General features: G+C 72.3%; 17 protein-coding genes. 5 read left to right on the plus strand and 12 right to left on the minus strand.

The genetic code is table 11. From position 1 onward, the window contains the following. Positions 1 to 81 precede the first annotated feature (81 nt). The 6 genes from hflX to miaA all read right to left on the minus strand — a co-directional run bounded on the left by hflX (position 82) and on the right by miaA (position 8253). Entirely contained in the window at positions 82 to 1575 is a 1494-nt protein-coding gene (gene hflX / locus C6376_RS00445) for a GTPase HflX (protein ID WP_107441571.1), read from the minus strand. A gap of 136 nt (positions 1576 to 1711) precedes the next feature. Beyond that, a complete protein-coding gene (locus tag C6376_RS00450) occupies positions 1712 to 3223 on the minus strand; it encodes a M1 family metallopeptidase (protein ID WP_107441572.1) in 1512 nt (503 codons plus the stop codon). Between the two features lie 89 nt (positions 3224 to 3312). Next, positions 3313 to 5493 (minus strand): bifunctional (p)ppGpp synthetase/guanosine-3',5'-bis(diphosphate) 3'-pyrophosphohydrolase, encoded by a 2181-nt coding sequence (locus tag C6376_RS00455; protein ID WP_107441573.1) that lies wholly within the window; start codon positions 5491 to 5493, stop codon positions 3313 to 3315. Positions 5494 to 5794: 301 nt separating this feature from the next. Next, positions 5795 to 6664: a diaminopimelate epimerase gene (gene dapF, locus C6376_RS00460; protein ID WP_107441574.1), complete on the minus strand. Its 870-nt coding sequence runs from the start codon at positions 6662 to 6664 to the stop codon at positions 5795 to 5797. A gap of 32 nt (positions 6665 to 6696) precedes the next feature. After that, positions 6697 to 7206, minus strand: coding sequence for a hypothetical protein (locus tag C6376_RS00465; RefSeq protein ID WP_107441575.1), 510 nt, complete (start codon positions 7204 to 7206; stop codon positions 6697 to 6699). Between the two features lie 108 nt (positions 7207 to 7314). Next, positions 7315 to 8253 carry a tRNA (adenosine(37)-N6)-dimethylallyltransferase MiaA gene (miaA, locus tag C6376_RS00470; protein ID WP_107441576.1) on the minus strand — a complete coding sequence of 313 codons (939 nt, stop codon included), beginning with the start codon at positions 8251 to 8253 and terminating at the stop codon, positions 7315 to 7317. A 326-nt stretch (positions 8254 to 8579) separates the two neighbouring features. On the opposite strand from miaA, the gene C6376_RS44915 reads away from it, so the two are divergent. Further along, on the plus strand, positions 8580 to 8759 hold the full coding sequence (locus C6376_RS44915) for a gliding motility protein (RefSeq protein WP_159083131.1): 180 nt from the start codon (positions 8580 to 8582) through the stop codon (positions 8757 to 8759). A gap of 23 nt (positions 8760 to 8782) precedes the next feature. Continuing rightward, on the plus strand, positions 8783 to 9052 hold the full coding sequence (locus tag C6376_RS00480; RefSeq protein WP_107441578.1) for an antitoxin: 270 nt from the start codon (positions 8783 to 8785) through the stop codon (positions 9050 to 9052). 94 nt (positions 9053 to 9146) lie between these two features. On the opposite strand, the gene C6376_RS00485 is transcribed toward C6376_RS00480, so the two are convergent. From C6376_RS00485 to C6376_RS43650, 3 genes are all read right to left on the minus strand, one after another. Then, positions 9147 to 9863 carry a class III extradiol dioxygenase subunit B-like domain-containing protein gene (locus tag C6376_RS00485; RefSeq protein ID WP_107448700.1) on the minus strand — a complete coding sequence of 239 codons (717 nt, stop codon included), beginning with the start codon at positions 9861 to 9863 and terminating at the stop codon, positions 9147 to 9149. 163 nt (positions 9864 to 10026) lie between these two features. Beyond that, the gene (gene miaB / locus C6376_RS00490; RefSeq protein ID WP_107441579.1) at positions 10027 to 11556 is read right to left on the minus strand and encodes a tRNA (N6-isopentenyl adenosine(37)-C2)-methylthiotransferase MiaB; all 1530 of its coding nucleotides are present in this window, start codon (positions 11554 to 11556) and stop codon (positions 10027 to 10029) included. Positions 11557 to 11623: 67 nt separating this feature from the next. Continuing rightward, on the minus strand, positions 11624 to 11767 hold the full coding sequence (locus tag C6376_RS43650) for a hypothetical protein (protein WP_159083132.1): 144 nt from the start codon (positions 11765 to 11767) through the stop codon (positions 11624 to 11626). 216 nt (positions 11768 to 11983) lie between these two features. On the opposite strand from C6376_RS43650, the gene C6376_RS00495 reads away from it, so the two are divergent. Continuing rightward, positions 11984 to 12469 (plus strand): cation:proton antiporter regulatory subunit, encoded by a 486-nt coding sequence (locus tag C6376_RS00495; protein WP_107441580.1) that lies wholly within the window; start codon positions 11984 to 11986, stop codon positions 12467 to 12469. Positions 12470 to 12473: 4 nt separating this feature from the next. After that, positions 12474 to 13697 carry a cation:proton antiporter gene (locus C6376_RS00500; RefSeq protein ID WP_107441581.1) on the plus strand — a complete coding sequence of 408 codons (1224 nt, stop codon included), beginning with the start codon at positions 12474 to 12476 and terminating at the stop codon, positions 13695 to 13697. Positions 13698 to 13863: 166 nt separating this feature from the next. Here the strand turns inward: C6376_RS00500 and C6376_RS00505 are convergent, their stop codons facing one another. After that, positions 13864 to 14268: a MazG nucleotide pyrophosphohydrolase domain-containing protein gene (locus C6376_RS00505; RefSeq protein ID WP_107441582.1), complete on the minus strand. Its 405-nt coding sequence runs from the start codon at positions 14266 to 14268 to the stop codon at positions 13864 to 13866. Positions 14269 to 14431: 163 nt separating this feature from the next. On the opposite strand from C6376_RS00505, the gene C6376_RS00510 reads away from it, so the two are divergent. Then, on the plus strand, positions 14432 to 15430 hold the full coding sequence (locus tag C6376_RS00510) for a TAXI family TRAP transporter solute-binding subunit (RefSeq protein WP_107441583.1): 999 nt from the start codon (positions 14432 to 14434) through the stop codon (positions 15428 to 15430). Positions 15431 to 15439: 9 nt separating this feature from the next. On the opposite strand, the gene C6376_RS00515 is transcribed toward C6376_RS00510, so the two are convergent. After that, positions 15440 to 16849 carry a HAMP domain-containing sensor histidine kinase gene (locus tag C6376_RS00515; RefSeq protein WP_107441584.1) on the minus strand — a complete coding sequence of 470 codons (1410 nt, stop codon included), beginning with the start codon at positions 16847 to 16849 and terminating at the stop codon, positions 15440 to 15442. 12 nt (positions 16850 to 16861) lie between these two features. Next, entirely contained in the window at positions 16862 to 17548 is a 687-nt protein-coding gene (locus C6376_RS00520) for a response regulator transcription factor (RefSeq protein WP_107441585.1), read from the minus strand. Between the last annotated feature and the right edge of the window lie 5 nt (positions 17549 to 17553).

Here is a 17553-nt window from a genome sequence, read left to right on the forward strand (position 1 = left end):
ACCGCCCGCACCCGCGAAGGCCCACCCCCTGCGGCAAGCAGGGGGTGGGCCTTCGCGGGTTCAGCGGACCAGGACGACGGCTCAGGCGGCCGGCACCGGCACGTACGGCGCGAGTTCCGCCGCCAGTTCCTCGTGCACCCGCGCCTTGAGCAGGGTGCCCTCCGCCGTGTGCTCCGCGGAGATCACCTCGCCCTCGTCGTGGGCACGCGCGACCAGCTTGCCGTGCGTGTAGGGCACGAGCGCCTCGACCTCCACGGACGGCCTCGGCAGCTCGCTGTCGATCAGTGCGAGCAGCTCTTCGATGCCCTGGCCGGTGCGGGCGGAGACCGCGATGGAGCGCTTCTCGACCCGCATGAGGCGCTGCAGCGTCAGCGGGTCGGCCGCGTCCGCCTTGTTGATGACGACGATCTCGGGCACGCCGGTGGCGCCGACGTCCCGGACCACCTCGCGCACCGCCGCCAACTGCTCCTCCGGGTTAGGGTGCGAGCCGTCCACCACGTGCAGGATCAGGTCGGACTCGCCGACCTCCTCCATGGTGGAGCGGAACGCCTCGACCAGGTGGTGCGGCAGGTGTCGGACGAATCCGACGGTGTCCGCCAGGGTGTACAGGCGGCCGCTGGGCGTCTCGGCCCGGCGCACGGTCGGGTCCAGGGTCGCGAACAGGGCGTTCTCGACCAGGACGCCCGCGCCCGTGAGGCGGTTGAGCAGCGAGGACTTGCCCGCGTTGGTGTAGCCCGCGATGGCGACGGACGGCACCTTGTGACGCTTGCGCTCCTGGCGCTTGATCTCGCGGCCGGTCTTCATCTCCGCGATCTCCCGGCGCATCTTCGCCATCTTCTCGCGGATCCGCCGCCGGTCCGTCTCGATCTTGGTCTCACCGGGACCGCGGGTGGCGAGACCGCCGCCCTTGCCGCCGCCCATCTGACGGGACAGCGACTGACCCCAGCCGCGCAGCCTCGGCAGCATGTACTGCATCTGCGCGAGTGCGACCTGCGCCTTGCCCTCTCGGGACTTGGCGTGCTGGGCGAAGATGTCGAGGATCAGGGCCGTGCGGTCGATGACCTTGACCTTGACGACGTCCTCGAGGTGGATGAGCTGGCCCGGGCTGAGCTCACCGTCACAGATGACGGTGTCGGCGCCCGTCTCGAGCACGATGTCGCGCAGCTCGTTCGCCTTGCCGGATCCGATGTAGGTGGCCGCGTCGGGCTTGTCGCGGCGCTGGATGACGCCGTCGAGCACGAGCGCGCCCGCGGTCTCCGCGAGGGCGGCGAGCTCCGCGAGGGAGTTGTCCGCGTCCTGTGCGGTCCCCGTGGTCCAGACGCCCACGAGCACGACCCGCTCCAGGCGGAGCTGGCGGTACTCGACCTCGGTGACGTCCTCGAGCTCGGTGGAGAGGCCTGCCACGCGGCGCAGCGCCGCGCGCTCGGAACGGTCGAACTGTTCGCCGTCCCGGTCTCCGTCGATCTCGTGACTCCAGGCGACGTCCTCTTCCATCAGGGCATCGGCCCGAAGACCTTCGGGGTAGGCGTGCGCCATGCGCTGGGTGTCCTGGGAAAAGGAAGAAGAGGAGGTCATTGGATCCTTACGTCGTTGGAGATGCCGAGTCGGCGCCTACACGCTGCACAACGCACGAGGAGCCCGGGAGATTCCCGTGTCCCGTGCCGCGGCGACCTGACGATGGTCGCACGGCACGGCCCGTCTCGTCACGGCCTTATTTCGCGGCGGGCGGAGCCTGTGGGGCGGACTTCGGGGCGTTCCCGGCCGGATGCTTCACGACCGGCGCCGCCGCCTTCCAGTCCGGGTGGCCCGGCATCGGCGGGGTCTTCTCTCCGTAGAGCCACTCCCTGAAGAACGGGGTCAGGTCGCGTCCGGAGACGGTTTCGGCGAGGCGGGCGAAGTCGGCCGTGCTCGCCGTCGAGTCCCGGTGGTTGTGCGTCCAGGCGCGCTCCAGATGTGCGAACGCGGCCCGGCCGATCTCTTGGCGCAGCGCGTACAGGACGAGCGCGGCGCCGTCGTACACGTTGGGGCGGAAGATGCTGATCTTCTGGCCGGCCTTCGGCGCCCGGGGCAGCGCGGGCGGTCCTCCCGCGGCGCGCCAGCGGTCGGAGGCGCCGTAGGCCGCCTTCATGCGCGCGTCCAGGGTGCTACCCGACTTCTCCTCCGCGTACAGCGCCTCGTACCAGGTGGCGTGTCCCTCGTTCAGCCACAGGTCGGACCAGGTGCGCGGGGAGACGCTGTCACCGAACCACTGGTGGGCCAGCTCGTGCACCATGATCGACTCGACGTACCACTTGGGGTAGGCGGGCTGGGTGAAGAGGCTCTTCTCGAAGAGGGACAGCGTCTGTGTCTCGAGTTCGAACCCGGTGGAGGCGTCGGCCATGAGCAGCCCGTAGGTCTCGAAGGGGTAGGGACCGACCCTGCGTTCCAGCCAGGCGATCTGTTCGGGGGTCTTCTTCAGCCAGGGCTCGAGGAGGGCACGGTCCTTGGTGGGCACGACGTCCCGCAGCGGCAGCGCGTGCGGCCCCTCGCGGTGTACCACCGTGGAGCGGCCCACGGACACCTGGGCGAGCTCGGTCGCCATGGGGTGTTGGCCCCGGTACGTCCAGGTGGTCGTCCCGCCGGTCTTCTCCACTCCGGCGAGCAGCCCGCCCGCGACTGCCGTGTAGGCGTCCGGCGCGGTCACCCGGATGGTGAACACGGCCTTGTCGGAGGGGTGGTCGTTGCACGGGAAGACGAGGTGGGCGGCGTCCGCCTGGTTGGCCATGGCGAGGCCGTCCGCGGTCCTGACCCAGCCGCCGTCGCGGTCGCCGCTCATCACGGGATCGCTGGTGTGCCGCACGGTGATGCGCATCCAGCTCCCCGGGACGAGGGTGTCCCGCGGAGTGATCACGAGGTCGTCGTCCACACCGGTGAAGGCGGCCGGACTGCCGTTCACCTCGACCGAGTCGACCTTGCCGTGCGCGAAGTCGAGGTTGATCCGGTCCAGGGCGGCGGTGGTCCAGGCGTTGATGACGGTGACGGCCTGGAGCGGCTTGTCGTTGGCGCCGGAGTAGGTGAAGGACAGGTCGTACGACGCGACGTCGTAGCCGGGGTTGCCCAGGTGCGGGAAGAGGCGGTCGCCGACGCCGAGCGGGGCCGCCGGCGCGCCGGCGGCGACGAGGCAGACGGAGACGGCCGAGGCGAGCAGCGCGGACTTCAGCCGGGCGCGGGGGGTGAGCAGCATGCACCACCGCTACCAGCGGGCGTGGGTGCCGCGTCGGCGACGCGCGCCCGGCCCACTCGAACGGGTGGCTCCCGCGCGCGTGGGCAGACCTACCTCGTCCCGGAGGGGGCCGCGGCGTGGTGCTGCGCGCGCCCCACGTCGTACACGCCGGGCACGTCGCGCATGGCCCGCAGCAGGGCGGGCAGGTGGGCCGCGTCGGGCAGTTGGACGGTGTAGGTGTGACGTACCCGCTGCTGGGTCGGTGGTTCGACGGTGGCGGAGACGATCTCGGCGCCCTCGAGCGCCATGGCCTCGGTGAGGTCGGCGAGCAGGTGGGGGCGTCCGAACGACTCGGCGACCAGGGTGACACGGCATCCGGTGGTGTCGCCCCAGCTCACGGTGACCTCCTCGCGCCCCGCGTCCGCCATGCGCGCCACGGCGGCGCACTCGACGCGGTGCACGGTCACCACTCCCCCGCGCACCGAGAAGCCGGTGACCTCGTCGAGCGGGACGGGCGTGCAGCACCCGGCGAGCCGGACGTTCGCTTCGGGCCGGTCGACGACGGTGACGGCGGCTCCGGGGCGCGGGGCGGACGGGTCCGCCGGGGCGGTGTCGGCCGAGGACCGAAGGGCCGGCTGTGCGGTCTCGGCGGGGCCGGCGACGGGTTCGGCGGGGGCGTCCTCGGCGGGCGCCGGGTGCGTGGTCAGCCAGCGCTGGATGGCGATCCGGGCGGCGGGGGTGTGGGCGTGCTCCAGCCATTCCCGGGAGGGTTCCGAGGCGGGGTCCTGGCCCATGAGGAGCTGGACGGTGTCGCCGTCCCGCAGGACGGTGCTGAGGGTCGCCAGCCGGCCGTTCACCCGGGCGCCGATGCAGGCGTGGGCGTCTTCGCCGTACTGCGCGTAGGCGGCGTCCACGCAGGTGGCTCCCTCGGGCAGGCCGAGGGCGCCGCCGTCGGGGCGGTAGACGGTGATCTCGCGGTCCTGGGCGAGGTCCTCGCGCAGGGTCGACCAGAAGGTGTCGGGATCGGGCGCGGCCTCCTGCCAGTCGAGGAGCCGGGAGAGCCAGCCGGGCCGGGTGGGGTCGACGCGTTCCTCGTCCGCGGGCGCGCCCGGGCCGCTCTGTTCGTCCGCGGAGGCCGTGTAGGGGTTGCCGAGCGCGATGACGCCGGCCTCGGCGACCTTGTGCATCTGGTGTGTGCGGATGAGGACTTCCGCGACCTGGCCGTCCTCGCGGGCCACCGCGGTGTGCAGCGACTGGTACAGGTTGAACTTGGGCACCGCGATGAAGTCCTTGAACTCCGAGACGACCGGCGTCATACAGGTGTGCAGTTCGCCCAGCACGGCGTAGCAGTCGGCGTCCTCGTTCACCAGCACCAGCAGCCGGCCGAAGTCGCAGCCCCGCAGCCGGCCGCGTTTGCGGGAGACCCGGTGGACGGAGACGAAGTGCCGTGGCCGGATGAGGACTTCGGCCTGGATGCCGGCCTCGCGCAGCACCGTGCGCATCACGTCGGAGAACTCGGCGAGCGGGTCGGTCTCCTGCGCGGCGTTGCCGGCGATCAGCTCGCGGGTGTGCGCGTACTCCTCGGGGTGCAGGATCGCGAAGACGAGGTCTTCCAGCTCCGTCTTGAGGGCCTGGACGCCGAGGCGTTCGGCGAGCGGGATGAGGACGTCACGGGTCACCTTGGCGATGCGCGCCTGTTTCTCGGGGCGCATCACGCCGAGGGTGCGCATGTTGTGCAGCCGGTCGGCGAGTTTGATCGACATCACGCGGACGTCGTTGCCGGTGGCGACGAGCATCTTGCGGAACGTCTCGGGTTCGGCGGCCGCGCCGTAGTCGACCTTCTCCAACTTGGTGACGCCGTCGACGAGATAGCGCACCTCGGCGCCGAACTCCTCGCCGACCTGATCGAGCGTCACATCGGTGTCCTCGACGGTGTCGTGGAGGAGTGAGGCCGTCAGGGCGGTGGTCTCCGCGCCGAGTTCGGCGAGGATCAACGTCACCGCAAGAGGGTGGGTGATGTAGGGCTCGCCGCTCTTGCGCATCTGCCCGCGGTGCGAGGACTCGGCGAGCACATAGGCGCGTCGCAGGGGTTCGAGGTCGGCGTCGGGGTGGTGCGCGCGATGGACCTCGACGACGTGGCTGATCGCGTCGGGCAGCCGGCCGCGGGAGGCGGGACCGAGCAGCGCGGCCCGGCCCAGGCGGCGCAGGTCGATCCGGGGAAGGCTGCGCCTGCGGGGCGTGGCCGGGGTTACCGGGCCTGGGGTCGCAGGGTTCGTGGCCTCCGCACTCATGGGTACCTCCGGCTGCGTCGACCGGCGGACGGGGTGTCCCAGGGCGGACACGGCTCAGGGGACTGGTTGAACGGTCCCCCGTCCGGGCCGGTGCTTGATGCTACCGAGCCCATCACGTGCGACCGACCGCCTCTCGCCGAGCGTGAAACGGATCACCCATTCGAGCGATGGATCGAAGGTTTACGATTTCGAGCCACCGAGGCTGAGCTCGATCGGGCATTCGCACCCCGTGATCGGGACGAGGAGGCCCTGATGATTGCTCCGGGCCGTGCCTCGCCTCCGATACGAAGCCTCCACAGCGTCACCGAAGGGCTGTTTCCAGCCACTCGGCATCGATCTCTCCTGTGGCGACGATCACGGCAGGCCCCGTCATCTCGATCTCCCCGTCGGGTCGCTCGGTGATCACCAGACGTCCGCCCGGCACATCGACCGTGTACATGACGGGGGTTCCGGTGGCCGCCGGGTCGGCGCCGTCCCTGCGCGCGGCGGCCACGGCGACGGCGCACGCGCCCGTGCCGCACGAGCGGGTCTCGCCGGAGCCGCGCTCGTGCACGCGCAGGGCGACATGCCGCGGGCCGCGGTCCACGACGAACTCGACGTTGACCCCGTCCGGGTAGGCGGCGGCTGGGCTGAAGGGCGGCGGGGAGAGCAGGGCGCCGGCGTGTGCGAGGTCGTCCACGAAGGCGACGGCGTGCGGGTTGCCCATGTTCACGTTGCGAGCGGGCCAGCTGCGCTCCCCGACGCTCACCGTGACGTCGCCCTCGGGCAGGCGGGCCCTGCCCATGCCGACCGTGACGTCGCCGTTCTTTGCGAGGTGCACGCGCTTCACGCCGCCGCGGGTGGCGATCGCGAGGTCGCCGTCGGTGACGAGTCCGGCGTACTGGAGATAGCGCGCGAAGACGCGGGCTCCGTTGCCGCACATCTCGGCGACGGAGCCGTCGCCGTTGCGGTAGTCCATGAACCACTCCGCCTCGGCGGCCATGTGCCCGGCCTCGGGGTGCGCCGCGGACCGCACGACGTGCAGCACCCCGTCCGCCCCGATGCCCGCGCGGCGGTCGCACAGGGCTGCGACATGGGCCGGGGAGAGGTCTACGGCGTTCTCGGGGTCCGGGACGATCACGAAGTCGTTCTCGGTCCCGTGCCCCTTGAGGAAGGCGATCCGGGTGCTCATTCCTCGATCGTACGGCGTGCCGCGCGGCAGGCTCAGCGCAGCCTGGCGACCCGCCAGACGGCCAGCGCCACCACCGCCGCGACCATCACGACGTAGGCGAGGGCGACCCGCCAGTCGGGTCTGCGCCCGGAGCCGCGCGGGGGCAGCCCGGGCCACGTGTAACCGACGCGGCGGGCGGCCGTCATGCCCCATCCGGCCGCGCAGAAGCAGATCAGCAGCCCGAGCATGGCGATCATGGCGCCGCTGTCGCCGAAGTCGAAGGCGAGCGGGAAGGCGAACATCAGGGAGCCGATGGCGGCGAGGGCCACGATGGGTGCGAGCTGCCAGATCCGCAGCCGGCGCTGCGGGCGCAGCTCGACCTCCACCTCGGGGCCGCTCGCGAACATCTCCTCGGGCTCGGGACCGTCGTCGCTGACGCCGCCCCGGGTGTCGTCCTCGTCCGGCCCGTCCGGGCTCAGACGGCCTTCCTCCGGCTCCGTCTCACCACGCTCGGTGGTGAGGTGTTCGGTGCCGTGTGCGGTGTCGCGAGGGCCGGCCTCCATCGCCACGCGCCCTCCCAACTCGGACTCCACTTGGTCGATCGAAGCTCGATGATGGCACGGCGCGGGAGGCCTGGATGACGGCCTGGGCGTCCCGATGCAATGACGTGATCAGGCTGTGACCGGTCGCTCCACGAACGCCAGTGCGGACTCCGGCAGTTCCGTGAGATCAGCCGCAGCCCCGCTCAACCAGTGCACCCGCGGATCGCGCCTGAACCACGAATCCTGACGGCGTGCGAAGCGCTTGGTGGCGCGCACGGTCTCCGCGCGCGCCTCGTCCTGCGTGCACTCGCCACTCAGGGCCGTGAGGACCTGCTGATAGCCGAGCGCGCGTGAGGCCGTACGGCCCGCGCGCAGGCCCTGGGCCTCCAGCGCGCGGACCTCGTCCACCAGTCCCGCGTCCCACATCCGGTCGACGCGGCGGGCGATGCGTTCGTCGAGTTCCGGGCGGGCCACGTCCACGCCGATCTGGACTGTGTCGTAGACCGAGTCATGTCCGGGCAGATTGGCGGTGAAGGGCTTACCGGTGATCTCGATCACCTCGAGCGCCCGGACGATACGGCGGCCGTTGCCGGGCAGGATCGCCTGCGCGGCCTCCGGGTCGGCCGCGGCCAGCCGGGCGTGCAGGGCTCCCGAACCTCGCAGCGTGAGCTCCTCCTCCAGCCGGGCGCGGACCTCGGGGTCGGTGCCGGGGAACTCCAGGTTGTCGACGGCGCCGCGGACGTACAGGCCGGAGCCGCCGACCAGAATCGGCCACCTGCCCGCGGCGAGCAGGGCGTCGATGCGCTCCCGCGCCAGCCGCTGGTACTCGGCGACGGACGCGGTGACCGTGACGTCCCAGACGTCCAGGAGGTGGTGCGGGACGCCGCAGCGCTCCTCGGCCGTCAGTTTGGCGGTGCCGATGTCCATCCCTCGGTAGAGCTGCATGGAGTCGGCGTTGACGACCTCGCCGCCGAGCCGCTGGGCCAGGAAGACGCCCAGATCGGACTTTCCGGCCGCGGTCGGTCCGACGACGGCGATGACGCGGGGGGCGGGGGGTGCGCTGCTCACGCCACCAGTCTCGCAAACGTCCGCGCCCACCCTCGAACGAGTTACGTGACGGGACACGTGCGGCGTCGTTCCCCGTTGCCGGATTCCCGTCGCCCTGGCGCGAGCGGCGGCCTTCGGCGGCGCGAACGGACGCACCGGCCGACGCGGGATTTCGCCCGTACGAGTACCGTATGGAGTAGATATGAGCGTTTTGGAGCGACTTTTCGGAAGGTCGAAGGCTTCGGAGGAGGCGCCGGAGGAGGGAGCCGCCACGGAGGAGGCGACGACCGCCGAGGAGGCGCAGCAGCCGGCCGAGACCTGCCCGGCACCGCAGCCCGCCGGGACCGATGCCGACGACCCGGTCGCCGACGCCCGGGACGGGGACCGAGCCGACAGCCTCGTCGAAGACGGGGCCGCAACCGGAGAGCGAGACGGAAGAGGCCGCCGGCGAAGGCGTCGGAATCCCCCGGCAGCCGTCCGCCGAGGAGGCCGCCGACAGCGCGGCGGACGACGGCGCCCGCACGTGAGGAACCCGCGAGGAAGGTGACCCATGGGTCTCTTGCACAGTTTGAAGAGCAAGCTCACCCCGGCCAAAGGCAAGGTCTCGGACCTCGCGCTCCAGCACGGGGACAAGATCCAGCACGGCATCGACAAGGCCGCGCACGTCGTCGACGAGAAGACCAGGGGCAAGTACAGCGACAGGATCCACACGGGCACCGGCAAGGCCAAGGGCGCCATGGACCGGCTCGCGCACAAGGACGGCTCAGCGGGGGGCGGCGACACCTTCACTCCGCCGAAGACGCCCCCGCCTGCCTCCTGAGCGACCTCTGCGCCGACCCGCGAACGGCGGGCGGCCGCGTTTCACACGCGCGCGCCCGTCCGCCGTGCTGTGCCCGGACTTCGCGCACGCGCGGCTACGACCAGGTGGCGACCACGTACCCCACGCCGTACGGCGCGTCCTCGTACAGCAGGGCGCCGGCCGGCTCCGTGCCCTCGGCGGCGCCCGCCAGCACCTGCCAGGGCGCCCGGCCCGCCGCCTTGAGCTCGTGTGCCTGCTCGGCGTCCAGTGCCATGAGGGCCTCGACGTCCGCCGTGCCGAGCGCCCGGGCGACCGCCGCGTCGAACGGAGCCGCACGCTCGTCGAGGTAACCCGGGGCCTTCAGCGTCCGGCACGCACTGCCGTCGCCCATCACCAGGAGGGCGACCCGCCCCGCCGACCCGCCGATCCGCCGGCCGGCCTCGACGCAACGCTCGGCTGCGAGCGACTCGCCCACGCCCAGGCCCTCCACGGGGGCGCCCGACCAGTCGGCCCGCTCGAGCAGCCAGGCCGCCACCGCGAGGGACGGCGGCAGCTCACGTCCGGCGGGCGTGTCCGCGCCGCCGCGGCCCAGCCGGACGGCGAGATCCACTCCGAAGCCCTGGAAGGAACCCCGGGCGCCCTCCGGGTGCGGGCCGCGGCCCGACTGCTCGGCCGGCCCGACGACGACGAGCCGGTCCGCCCGGGCGGCCGCCAGCACGGCCAGCGCGTCGGAACAGGCGGTGCGCACGGGGTCCAGCTCGGGCGCGGCGCCCGCGGCGACCTCGGGCACGAGGAGCGGCGGGCAGGGGCAGACTGCGGCAGCGACAAGCATGATCGGCAGGGTAACCCCGCGGGACACCCCGGCGGCGGCCCTCGATCGGACCCATCCTCAGGCCTGAGGATCACAAAGCCGCCAAGGCCGACGGGGCGACGATCGCGCGCACGGGGACGGCCGGCCCGCGGTCGCCTCCGCCCGCCCCGCCCGTGTCAGGCCGTCAGTCGCAGCCGCAGCCGGTCGCCGCGGCCGCCGGCACTGGCTCCGGGGCGCCGATCTTCGGCAGACCCAGCATCACGCCCGCCGGCTTCGCCGCCTTCTCGGCGGTGCGCCTCTCCCAGGCGTCTCCCGCGCGCGTGCGGCGCACGTCGAGGACGGCGCCCTCGGCGAGGAGATGGTGCGGGGCTGCGTAGGTGACCTCCACGGTCACCACGTCGCCGGGGCGGACCTCCTGCTCCGGCTTGGTGAAGTGGACCAGGCGGTTGTCGGGGGCGCGGCCGGAGAGGCGGTGGGTGGCGCCGTCCTTGCGGCCCTCGCCCTCGGCGACCATCAGCTCCAGGGTGCGGCCGACCTGCTTCTTGTTCTCCTCCCAGGAGATCTCCTCCTGGAGGGCGACGAGGCGCTCGTAGCGCGCCTGCACGACCTCCTTGGGGATCTGGCCCTCCATGGTCGCGGCCGGCGTGCCGGGGCGCTTGGAGTACTGGAAGGTGAACGCCTGCGCGAAGCGCGCCTCGCGCACCGCGTGCAGCGTCTGCTCGAAGTCCTCCTCGGTCTCGCCGGGGAAGCCCACGATGATGTCGGTGGTGATAGCCGCGTGCGGGATGGCGGCGCGCACCTTCTCGATGATCCCGAGGTAGCGCTCCTGCCGGTAGGAGCGGCGCATCGCCTTCAGGACCGTGTCCGAGCCGGACTGCAGCGGCATGTGCAGCTGAGGCATCACGTTGGGCGTCTCGGCCATGGCGGCGATGACGTCGTCCGTGAAGTCGCGCGGGTGCGGGGAGGTGAAGCGGACGCGCTCCAGGCCCTCGATCGCGCCGCACGCGCGCAGCAGCTTGCCGAAGGCCTCGCGGTCGCCGATGTCGGAGCCGTAGGCGTTGACGTTCTGGCCGAGCAGCGTGATCTCGCTGACGCCCTCGCCGACCAGCGCCTCGATCTCGGCGAGGATGTCGCCGGTGCGCCGGTCCTTCTCCTTGCCGCGCAGCGCCGGAACGATGCAGAAGGTGCAGGTGTTGTTGCAGCCCACGGAGATGGACACCCAGGCCGCATAGGCGCTCTCGCGCCGCGTGGGCAGCGTGGAGGGGAAGGCCTCGAGCGACTCGGCGATCTCGACCTGCGCCTCTTCCTGCACGCGCGCGCGTTCCAGCAGCACCGGGAGCTTGCCGATGTTGTGCGTGCCGAAGACGACGTCCACCCAGGGCGCCTTCTTGACGATGGTGTCGCGGTCCTTCTGCGCCAGGCAGCCGCCGACCGCGATCTGCATGCCGGGCCGGCTCGCCTTGCGCGGCGCGAGCCGGCCGAGGTTGCCGTACAGCCGGTTGTCGGCGTTCTCGCGCACCGCGCAGGTGTTGAAGACCACGACGTCCGCGTCGCCGTCCGCCCCCTCGGGGGCGCGCACGTACCCGGCCTCTTCGAGCAGTCCGGACAATCGCTCGGAGTCATGGACGTTCATCTGGCACCCGTAAGTGCGGATTTCGTAGCTCTTGGGTGCGGGCGCGTCCACGGCGAGGCTCCGGTCACTGCTGCTGGTCATGCGTCAAGGGTAGGCGGTCCCGGAGAACGCCCGTTCCCCGTGATGCGCGGGGACGGTCGGCGACACCTCAGGGGTCGATGAGGAGGGCGCGGATCGTGTAGCGGGTGCGGGCCGGCTCCAGCCGGTCGCGCATGCCGCCGTCCCGGTCGGCTCTCCATGGCGCCGCCGTGGCCGGCCTCGCCGTGCGGAGCCGGCCCTGTCCATCCGTCACGACACCCTGTCGTCACCGTACGGCGGAATGGCAGCATGGCGGCGCGGGCACCCGTGGGAGACGTCACGGACCGGACGTCAGGCGAACGGGCGTCACGCGAGCGCTCGGTGCCGACCGACGACGGCCGGCGCCCTCCGGTGAGCACCGGCGGGCGGGCGAGCGCGGGACGACCGCGGCGACTGAACGACCAGCCGACGATCGACAAGGGGAAGAAACGTGCCTGCTCCACGCCTCCGGACGACTCCGCTGCCAGGCATCGGAGTCCAGTACGACCTCGTGACGCGGGAGCAACGCCACCTGTCGGTCGTTGCGCACCGCGACGGTGCCCGCACCGTCAACGTGTACCGGGCCGACGACCCCGACTCCTGCGCCGGATCCGTGCGCCTGACAGCCGCCGAGGCCGGCTCACTGATCGACGCGCTGACGCCGTCCCACCACAGCGCGAGCCTGCTGTACACGACGGATCTGGGGCTGGTCGCCGAGCGCGTGGAGGTGGCGGCGACCTCCCGCTGGAACGGGCGGCTGCTGGGCGACACCCGGATGCGCACCGAGACCGGCGCCTCGATCGTGGCGGTGCTGCGGCGGGCCGAGGCCATTCCGTCCCCGGCGCCCGACTTCCGTCTCGCGGGAGGCGACACGCTCATCGTCATCGGCACCCGCGAGGGCGTGGACGCGGCCGCGGCAGTCCTCGGGCGGGAGTGAGCGAGTGCACTCCGCGGTTCTGCTGATCGAATTCGGTTCCATCATCCTCGGGCTCGGCCTGCTCGGCCGGTTCGCGGCCCGATTCCGGTTCTCGCCGATCCCGCTCTACCTGCTGGCGGGTCTGGCCTTCGGCGAGGGCGGGCTGCTGCCGCTCGGCGCGAGCGAGGAGTTCGTCGCCACCGGCGCCGAGATCGGCGTCATCCTGTTGCTGCTGATGCTCGGCCTGGAGTACACGGCGAGCGATCTGATCTCCAACCTCAAGGCCCACTACCCCTCCGGCCTCGTCGACTGCGCCCTCAACGCCGTGCCGGGCGCGGCCGCCGCGCTGCTGCTGGGCTGGGGGCCGGTGGCGGCGGTGGTGCTGGCGGGCGTCACCTGGATCTCGTCGTCCGGAGTGATCGCCAAGGTGCTCGGCGACCTGGGCCGGGTCGGCAACCGGGAGACGCCGGTGATCCTCAGCGTGCTGGTCCTGGAGGACCTGGCCATGGCCGTCTATCTGCCCATCGTCACCGCCCTGGTGGCCGGGGTGGGCTTGGCGGCCGGCAGCGTGACCCTGGCGATCGCGCTGGGCGCCGCGGGCCTCGTGCTCTTCGCCGCGGTGCGCTACGGGCGGGTCATCTCCCGTTTCGTGTCCAGCGACGACCCGGAGAAACTGCTCCTGGTGGTATTGGGGCTGACGATCCTGGTCGCCGGGGTGGCGCAGCAGCTGCAGGTGTCGGCGGCGGTGGGGGCGTTCCTGGTGGGCATCGCGCTCTCCGGGGAGGTCGCCGAGGGGGCGCACACCCTGCTGAGCCCACTGCGCGACCTGTTCGCCGCCGTCTTCTTCGTGTTCTTCGGCCTGCACACCGATCCGGCGAGCATCCCTCCCGTTCTCGCCCCGGCGCTCGCCCTGGCGGTCGTCACCGCGGCCACGAAGATCGCCACGGGATACTGGGCGGCCCGGCGCGCCGGGATCTCGGTCAAGGGACGGTGGCGGGCGGGCGGTGCGCTGGTGGCGCGCGGGGAGTTCTCGATCGTCATCGCCGGTCTCGCGGTCACCGCGGGAATCGAGCCTTCACTCGGTCCGCTGGCGACGGCTTACGTCCTGATCCTCGTCATCGTGGGCCCCCTCACGGCCCGCTACACTGAGCCCCTGGCGGCCCGCAGGTCCCGACGCGGACGCCCCCGCGCCGACGGCGCACCGACGCAGCTGCCCGAGCCTGTCCCGCAGACCCGCGTGGGTGACTGAGGCGGGGAGACGGCGAGTGGGCGGGACGGGGGAAGCGGAGAGAGGGCGTACACCCGCCCACGGCCGACCCGCCACCCGGTTCCAGGCCCGACCCGCCGCCCTGTTCCAGGCCCGACCCGCCACCCGGCTCACCCGGCCCTCGCGGTCTCATGCCCCGCCGGCAGCATCACTCCCCGCCGTCGGCCCACCCCTGGCGGCGCAGGACCGCGGACACGTCCGGAGCCTCGTAGTGCTCGCCCTTGAGGACCTTGCCGTCGGCGCGACGGGCGACCTGACCGTGCGGTCCCAATTTGGTCATGTTGGACCGGTGGATCTCCGCGAGCACGGCGTCGAGGTCGATCCCGTGCACCAGGGCCGTGCCGTACGCGACGTAGACGACGTCCGCCAGTTCGTGGGCCAGCCGGTCCAGGGAGCCGGTGACCGACACCTCGGCGACCTCCGCGGCCTCCTCGGCGAGCAGGTCCCCGCGGTGGGCGGCCAGCCCGGGCGAGACCCGCGTGGGCGTGCTGCGGGCGTCGAGCCCGAAGGCGCGGTGGAACTCACGGACCAGGTCGGCGGGCGAGGAACTCATGCCACGACTGTATCGACGGCCACCGACACTCCCGTTCGCCCCTCCCGTTGCGCCCCTCCGCTCCGTCGCTCACGTCCGTCGCTCACGTCCGTCACCGCCTCGGTAACCTGCCCGGTGAGCCCGCCCTGGCCAGCACCGCGTACCGGCTGGCAGGATCGCGCTCATGTCCCCGTCGTTCTTCCACATCGGCAGGCGCCGTGCCCTGCAGGGCACGGCCGCCGGCGTCGTCGTCCTCGGGCTGCTGCTGTGGTGGCTGCTGCCTCTGGGCGAGGAGCCGCCGAGCGGTTCGATCACCCTCAACACGGGCACGACGAGCGGCGTCTACTACGCGTACGGCACCCAGCTGCGCACCGCGCTCGCCAAGGACATGCCCGACCTGGACGTGAAGCTGTCGACCAGCAACGGGTCGCCGGAGAACGTCGCGCGCGTGGCGGCGGGCGAGGCCGACTTCGCCATCGCCGCGGCCGACGCGGTGCAGACGTACGAGACGCAGCATCCCGGCCCCTCCGCCCGGCTGCGCGGGGTGGCCCGGCTGTACGACGACTACGTCCAGCTGGTGGTGGCCCGGGACTCGAACATCCGGTCCATCGCGGACCTGCGGGGCAGGACGGTGGCGACGGGTCTGCCCCGCTCCGGCGTGCGGCTGATCGCCGAGCGGGTCCTCAAGGCGGCGGGCCTGGACCCGGCCAAGGACATCAGAGCGGTGGAGCGGGGCATCGACACCGGCCCCGAGCAGCTCAAGCAGGGAAAGATCGACGCGTTCTTCTGGTCGGGCGGGGTGCCGACGGCCGGACTGGAGAAGCTGGCCGACGGTTTCACCTTCCGGTTCGTGCCGATCAGCCCCGAGCTCGTCGCCAAGATGCACGACCAGGACGACTCCACCGGCTACTACCGGGCGACGAACATGCCCGAGTCGGCCTACCCCACCATCCAGAACGGCTCCACCGTGGCGACGATCGCCGTGTCCAACCTGCTGATAACCCGCACCGACGTGGACCCCCGGCTCACCGAGTGGGTGACCCGTACCGTCATCAGGAGCCGGGATCTCATCGGCGCGCACGTGCACTCCGCCCAGCTGGTCGACCTGCGCACGGCCATCTACACCGACCCGCTCACGCTGCACGCGGGCGCCCGTCGCTACTACCGCTCCGTCAAGCCGTAGAGGCTCACGCTACGACGTCGGCGACCGGGGCACCGACACCGTCGCCGTCAGTCCGCTCGGCTCGTGGCGGGCGTACGACAGGGAGCCGCCGCCGGCCGCGAGCAGGGCACGGGAGATGGACAGGCCGAGCCCCGAGCCCTTGACGTTCTGGTGACGGCCGCTGCGCCAGAAGCGGTCGCCCACGCGCGTGAGCTCCTCGTCGGTCAGCCCCGGCCCGTTGTCGGTGACGACGACCGAGGAGGTCGCGCCGTCGGCGGTGACCGTGACCTCGACGCTCTCTCCCCCGGGGGTGAACTTCACCGCGTTGTCGATCACCGCGTCCAGGGCGCTGGACAGCGTCACCGGGTCGGCCCAGGCCGTGGTGGGCGGGCATTCGCCCACCAGCCGGACCCCCTTGGCCTTGGCGGTGGGCGCCCAGGCGGCGACGCGTTCGGCGGCCAGCGCGCCGATGTCGGTGACCCGCAGGTCGGCCTCGGCGTGCTCGGCGAGGGCCAGGTCCAGCAGGTCGTCCAGGACCTGGGCGAGGCGTCTGCCCTCGTGCTGGACGGAGGCGATCTCCTCGTTGCCCTCCGGGAGTTCGTATCCCAGCAGTTCGATGCGCAGCAGCAGGGCGGCGAGCGGGTTGCGCAACTGGTGTGAGGCGTCGGCGACGAAGGCACGCTGCTGCTCCAGCACGTCCTCGACGTTGTCCGCCATCTCGTTGAACGCGCCGGCCAGCCTCCTGAGTTCCGGCGGGCCCCCGGCCACCGCGACCCGAGACTTCAGACGGCCGCTCGCGATCTCGTGGGTGGTGGCGTCCAGGACGCGCACCGGCCGCAGCACCCAGCCGGTCAGCCGCAGGGCGGCACCGATGGCCAGCAGCATGGCCGCGGCCTCTCCGGCGCCGATCACCAGCCAGCCGTGCAGGATCCGCGACCGCATCGCCCCGGTGGGCGAGTCGGTGACGACGACCGCGACGACGTCGCCGTCCCGGATGACCGGCGACGCCACGACGAGCCGGTTGCGCTGCCACGGCCACACCTGCCGGGGGTCGTGGCTGCGACGGCTGAGCGACGCCTCCTCGAACGCGTCCCGCACCTCACCCGATGCGGGGAGGTACCAGTCGCGCGGAGCATGAGCCATGGGGGTGTCGGTGGTGTAGAAGACCCCGGCACGAATGCCGTAGACGTCGTAGTAGCTCGCGAGTTCCCGGCCGAGCGTCTCGCGCCGCTCGTTCGTGGACGCCGACGTCGGATCGTCCACGCCCGAGGAGACGGTGACGAACTGGGCGAGCGCCGCGAAGCGCGCGGTGTCGTCGATGCGGTCGACGACCACCCGCTGCTGCTCGGCGCCCGCCACGCTGATGGCCAGCGGCACCCCGAGGGCCAGCAGCACGGCAGCCATCAGGACGATGAGGAGCGGCAGCAGACGCGTACGCAACAGTGATCCCCGCTACGCGGCCGGGGCGACGAGCCGGTATCCGACCCCGCGCACCGTCTCGATCAGCGCGGGCATGCGCAGCTTGGCGCGCAGCGAGGCCACGTGCACCTCCAGGGTGCGCCCGGTCCCCTCCCAACTGGTGCGCCACACCTCGCTGATGATCTGCTCCCGCCGGAAGACCACGCCGGGTCGCTGTGCGAGGAGCGCCAGCAGGTCGAACTCCTTGCGGGTCAGCTGGACGGCCGTGCCGTCCACCGTGACGCGCCGGGTGGGCAGCTCGATCTGCACGGGGCCGAGGCGCAGCGCGCTCTCCCCCTCGGCGGCCGCGTCCTCGGGGACGGTGCGCCGGCTCACGGCGTGGATCCGGGCGAGCAGCTCCCCGGTGTCGTACGGCTTCACCACGTAGTCGTCGGCGCCCAGGTTGAGGCCGTGGATGCGGGAGCGCACGTCGGAGCGGGCGGTCACCATGATCACCGGCGTGGCGGTGCGCTTGCGGATCTTGCCGCACACCTCGTAGCCGTCCTGGTCCGGCAGCCCCAGGTCGAGCAGGACGACGCCGAAGCCGGGCCCCTCCGGGACGAGTGCCTGCAGCGCCTCCTCGCCGCTGCGCGCGTGGGTGACGTCGAAACCGTGCCGCTTGAGGACCGCGGACAGGGCGGCGGCGACGTGGTTGTCGTCCTCGACGAGAAGCAGTCTCATCCCGG

This window comes from Streptomyces sp. P3 (genome assembly GCF_003032475.1).
Taxonomy (GTDB): Bacteria; Actinomycetota; Actinomycetes; order Streptomycetales; family Streptomycetaceae; genus Streptomyces.

Bases quoted from the DNA above. Each gene is read 5' to 3' on its own strand.
- hflX (WP_107441571.1), bottom strand. From the start codon at position 1,575: ATGACCTCCTCTTCTTCCTTTTCCCAGGACACCCAGCGCATGGCGCAC.
- C6376_RS00450 (WP_107441572.1), bottom strand. From the start codon at position 3,223: ATGCTGCTCACCCCCCGCGCCCGGCTGAAGTCCGCGCTGCTCGCCTCG.
- C6376_RS00455 (WP_107441573.1), bottom strand. From the start codon at position 5,493: ATGAGTGCGGAGGCCACGAACCCTGCGACCCCAGGCCCGGTAACCCCG.
- dapF (WP_107441574.1), bottom strand. From the start codon at position 6,664: ATGAGCACCCGGATCGCCTTCCTCAAGGGGCACGGGACCGAGAACGAC.
- C6376_RS00465 (WP_107441575.1), bottom strand. From the start codon at position 7,206: ATGGAGGCCGGCCCTCGCGACACCGCACACGGCACCGAACACCTCACC.
- C6376_RS44915 (WP_159083131.1), top strand. From the start codon at position 8,580: ATGCCGACGACCCGGTCGCCGACGCCCGGGACGGGGACCGAGCCGACA.
- C6376_RS00480 (WP_107441578.1), top strand. From the start codon at position 8,783: ATGGGTCTCTTGCACAGTTTGAAGAGCAAGCTCACCCCGGCCAAAGGC.
- C6376_RS00485 (WP_107448700.1), bottom strand. From the start codon at position 9,863: ATGCTTGTCGCTGCCGCAGTCTGCCCCTGCCCGCCGCTCCTCGTGCCC.
- miaB (WP_107441579.1), bottom strand. From the start codon at position 11,556: ATGACCAGCAGCAGTGACCGGAGCCTCGCCGTGGACGCGCCCGCACCC.
- C6376_RS00505 (WP_107441582.1), bottom strand. From the start codon at position 14,268: ATGAGTTCCTCGCCCGCCGACCTGGTCCGTGAGTTCCACCGCGCCTTC.
- C6376_RS00510 (WP_107441583.1), top strand. From the start codon at position 14,432: ATGTCCCCGTCGTTCTTCCACATCGGCAGGCGCCGTGCCCTGCAGGGC.
- C6376_RS00520 (WP_107441585.1), bottom strand. From the start codon at position 17,548: ATGAGACTGCTTCTCGTCGAGGACGACAACCACGTCGCCGCCGCCCTG.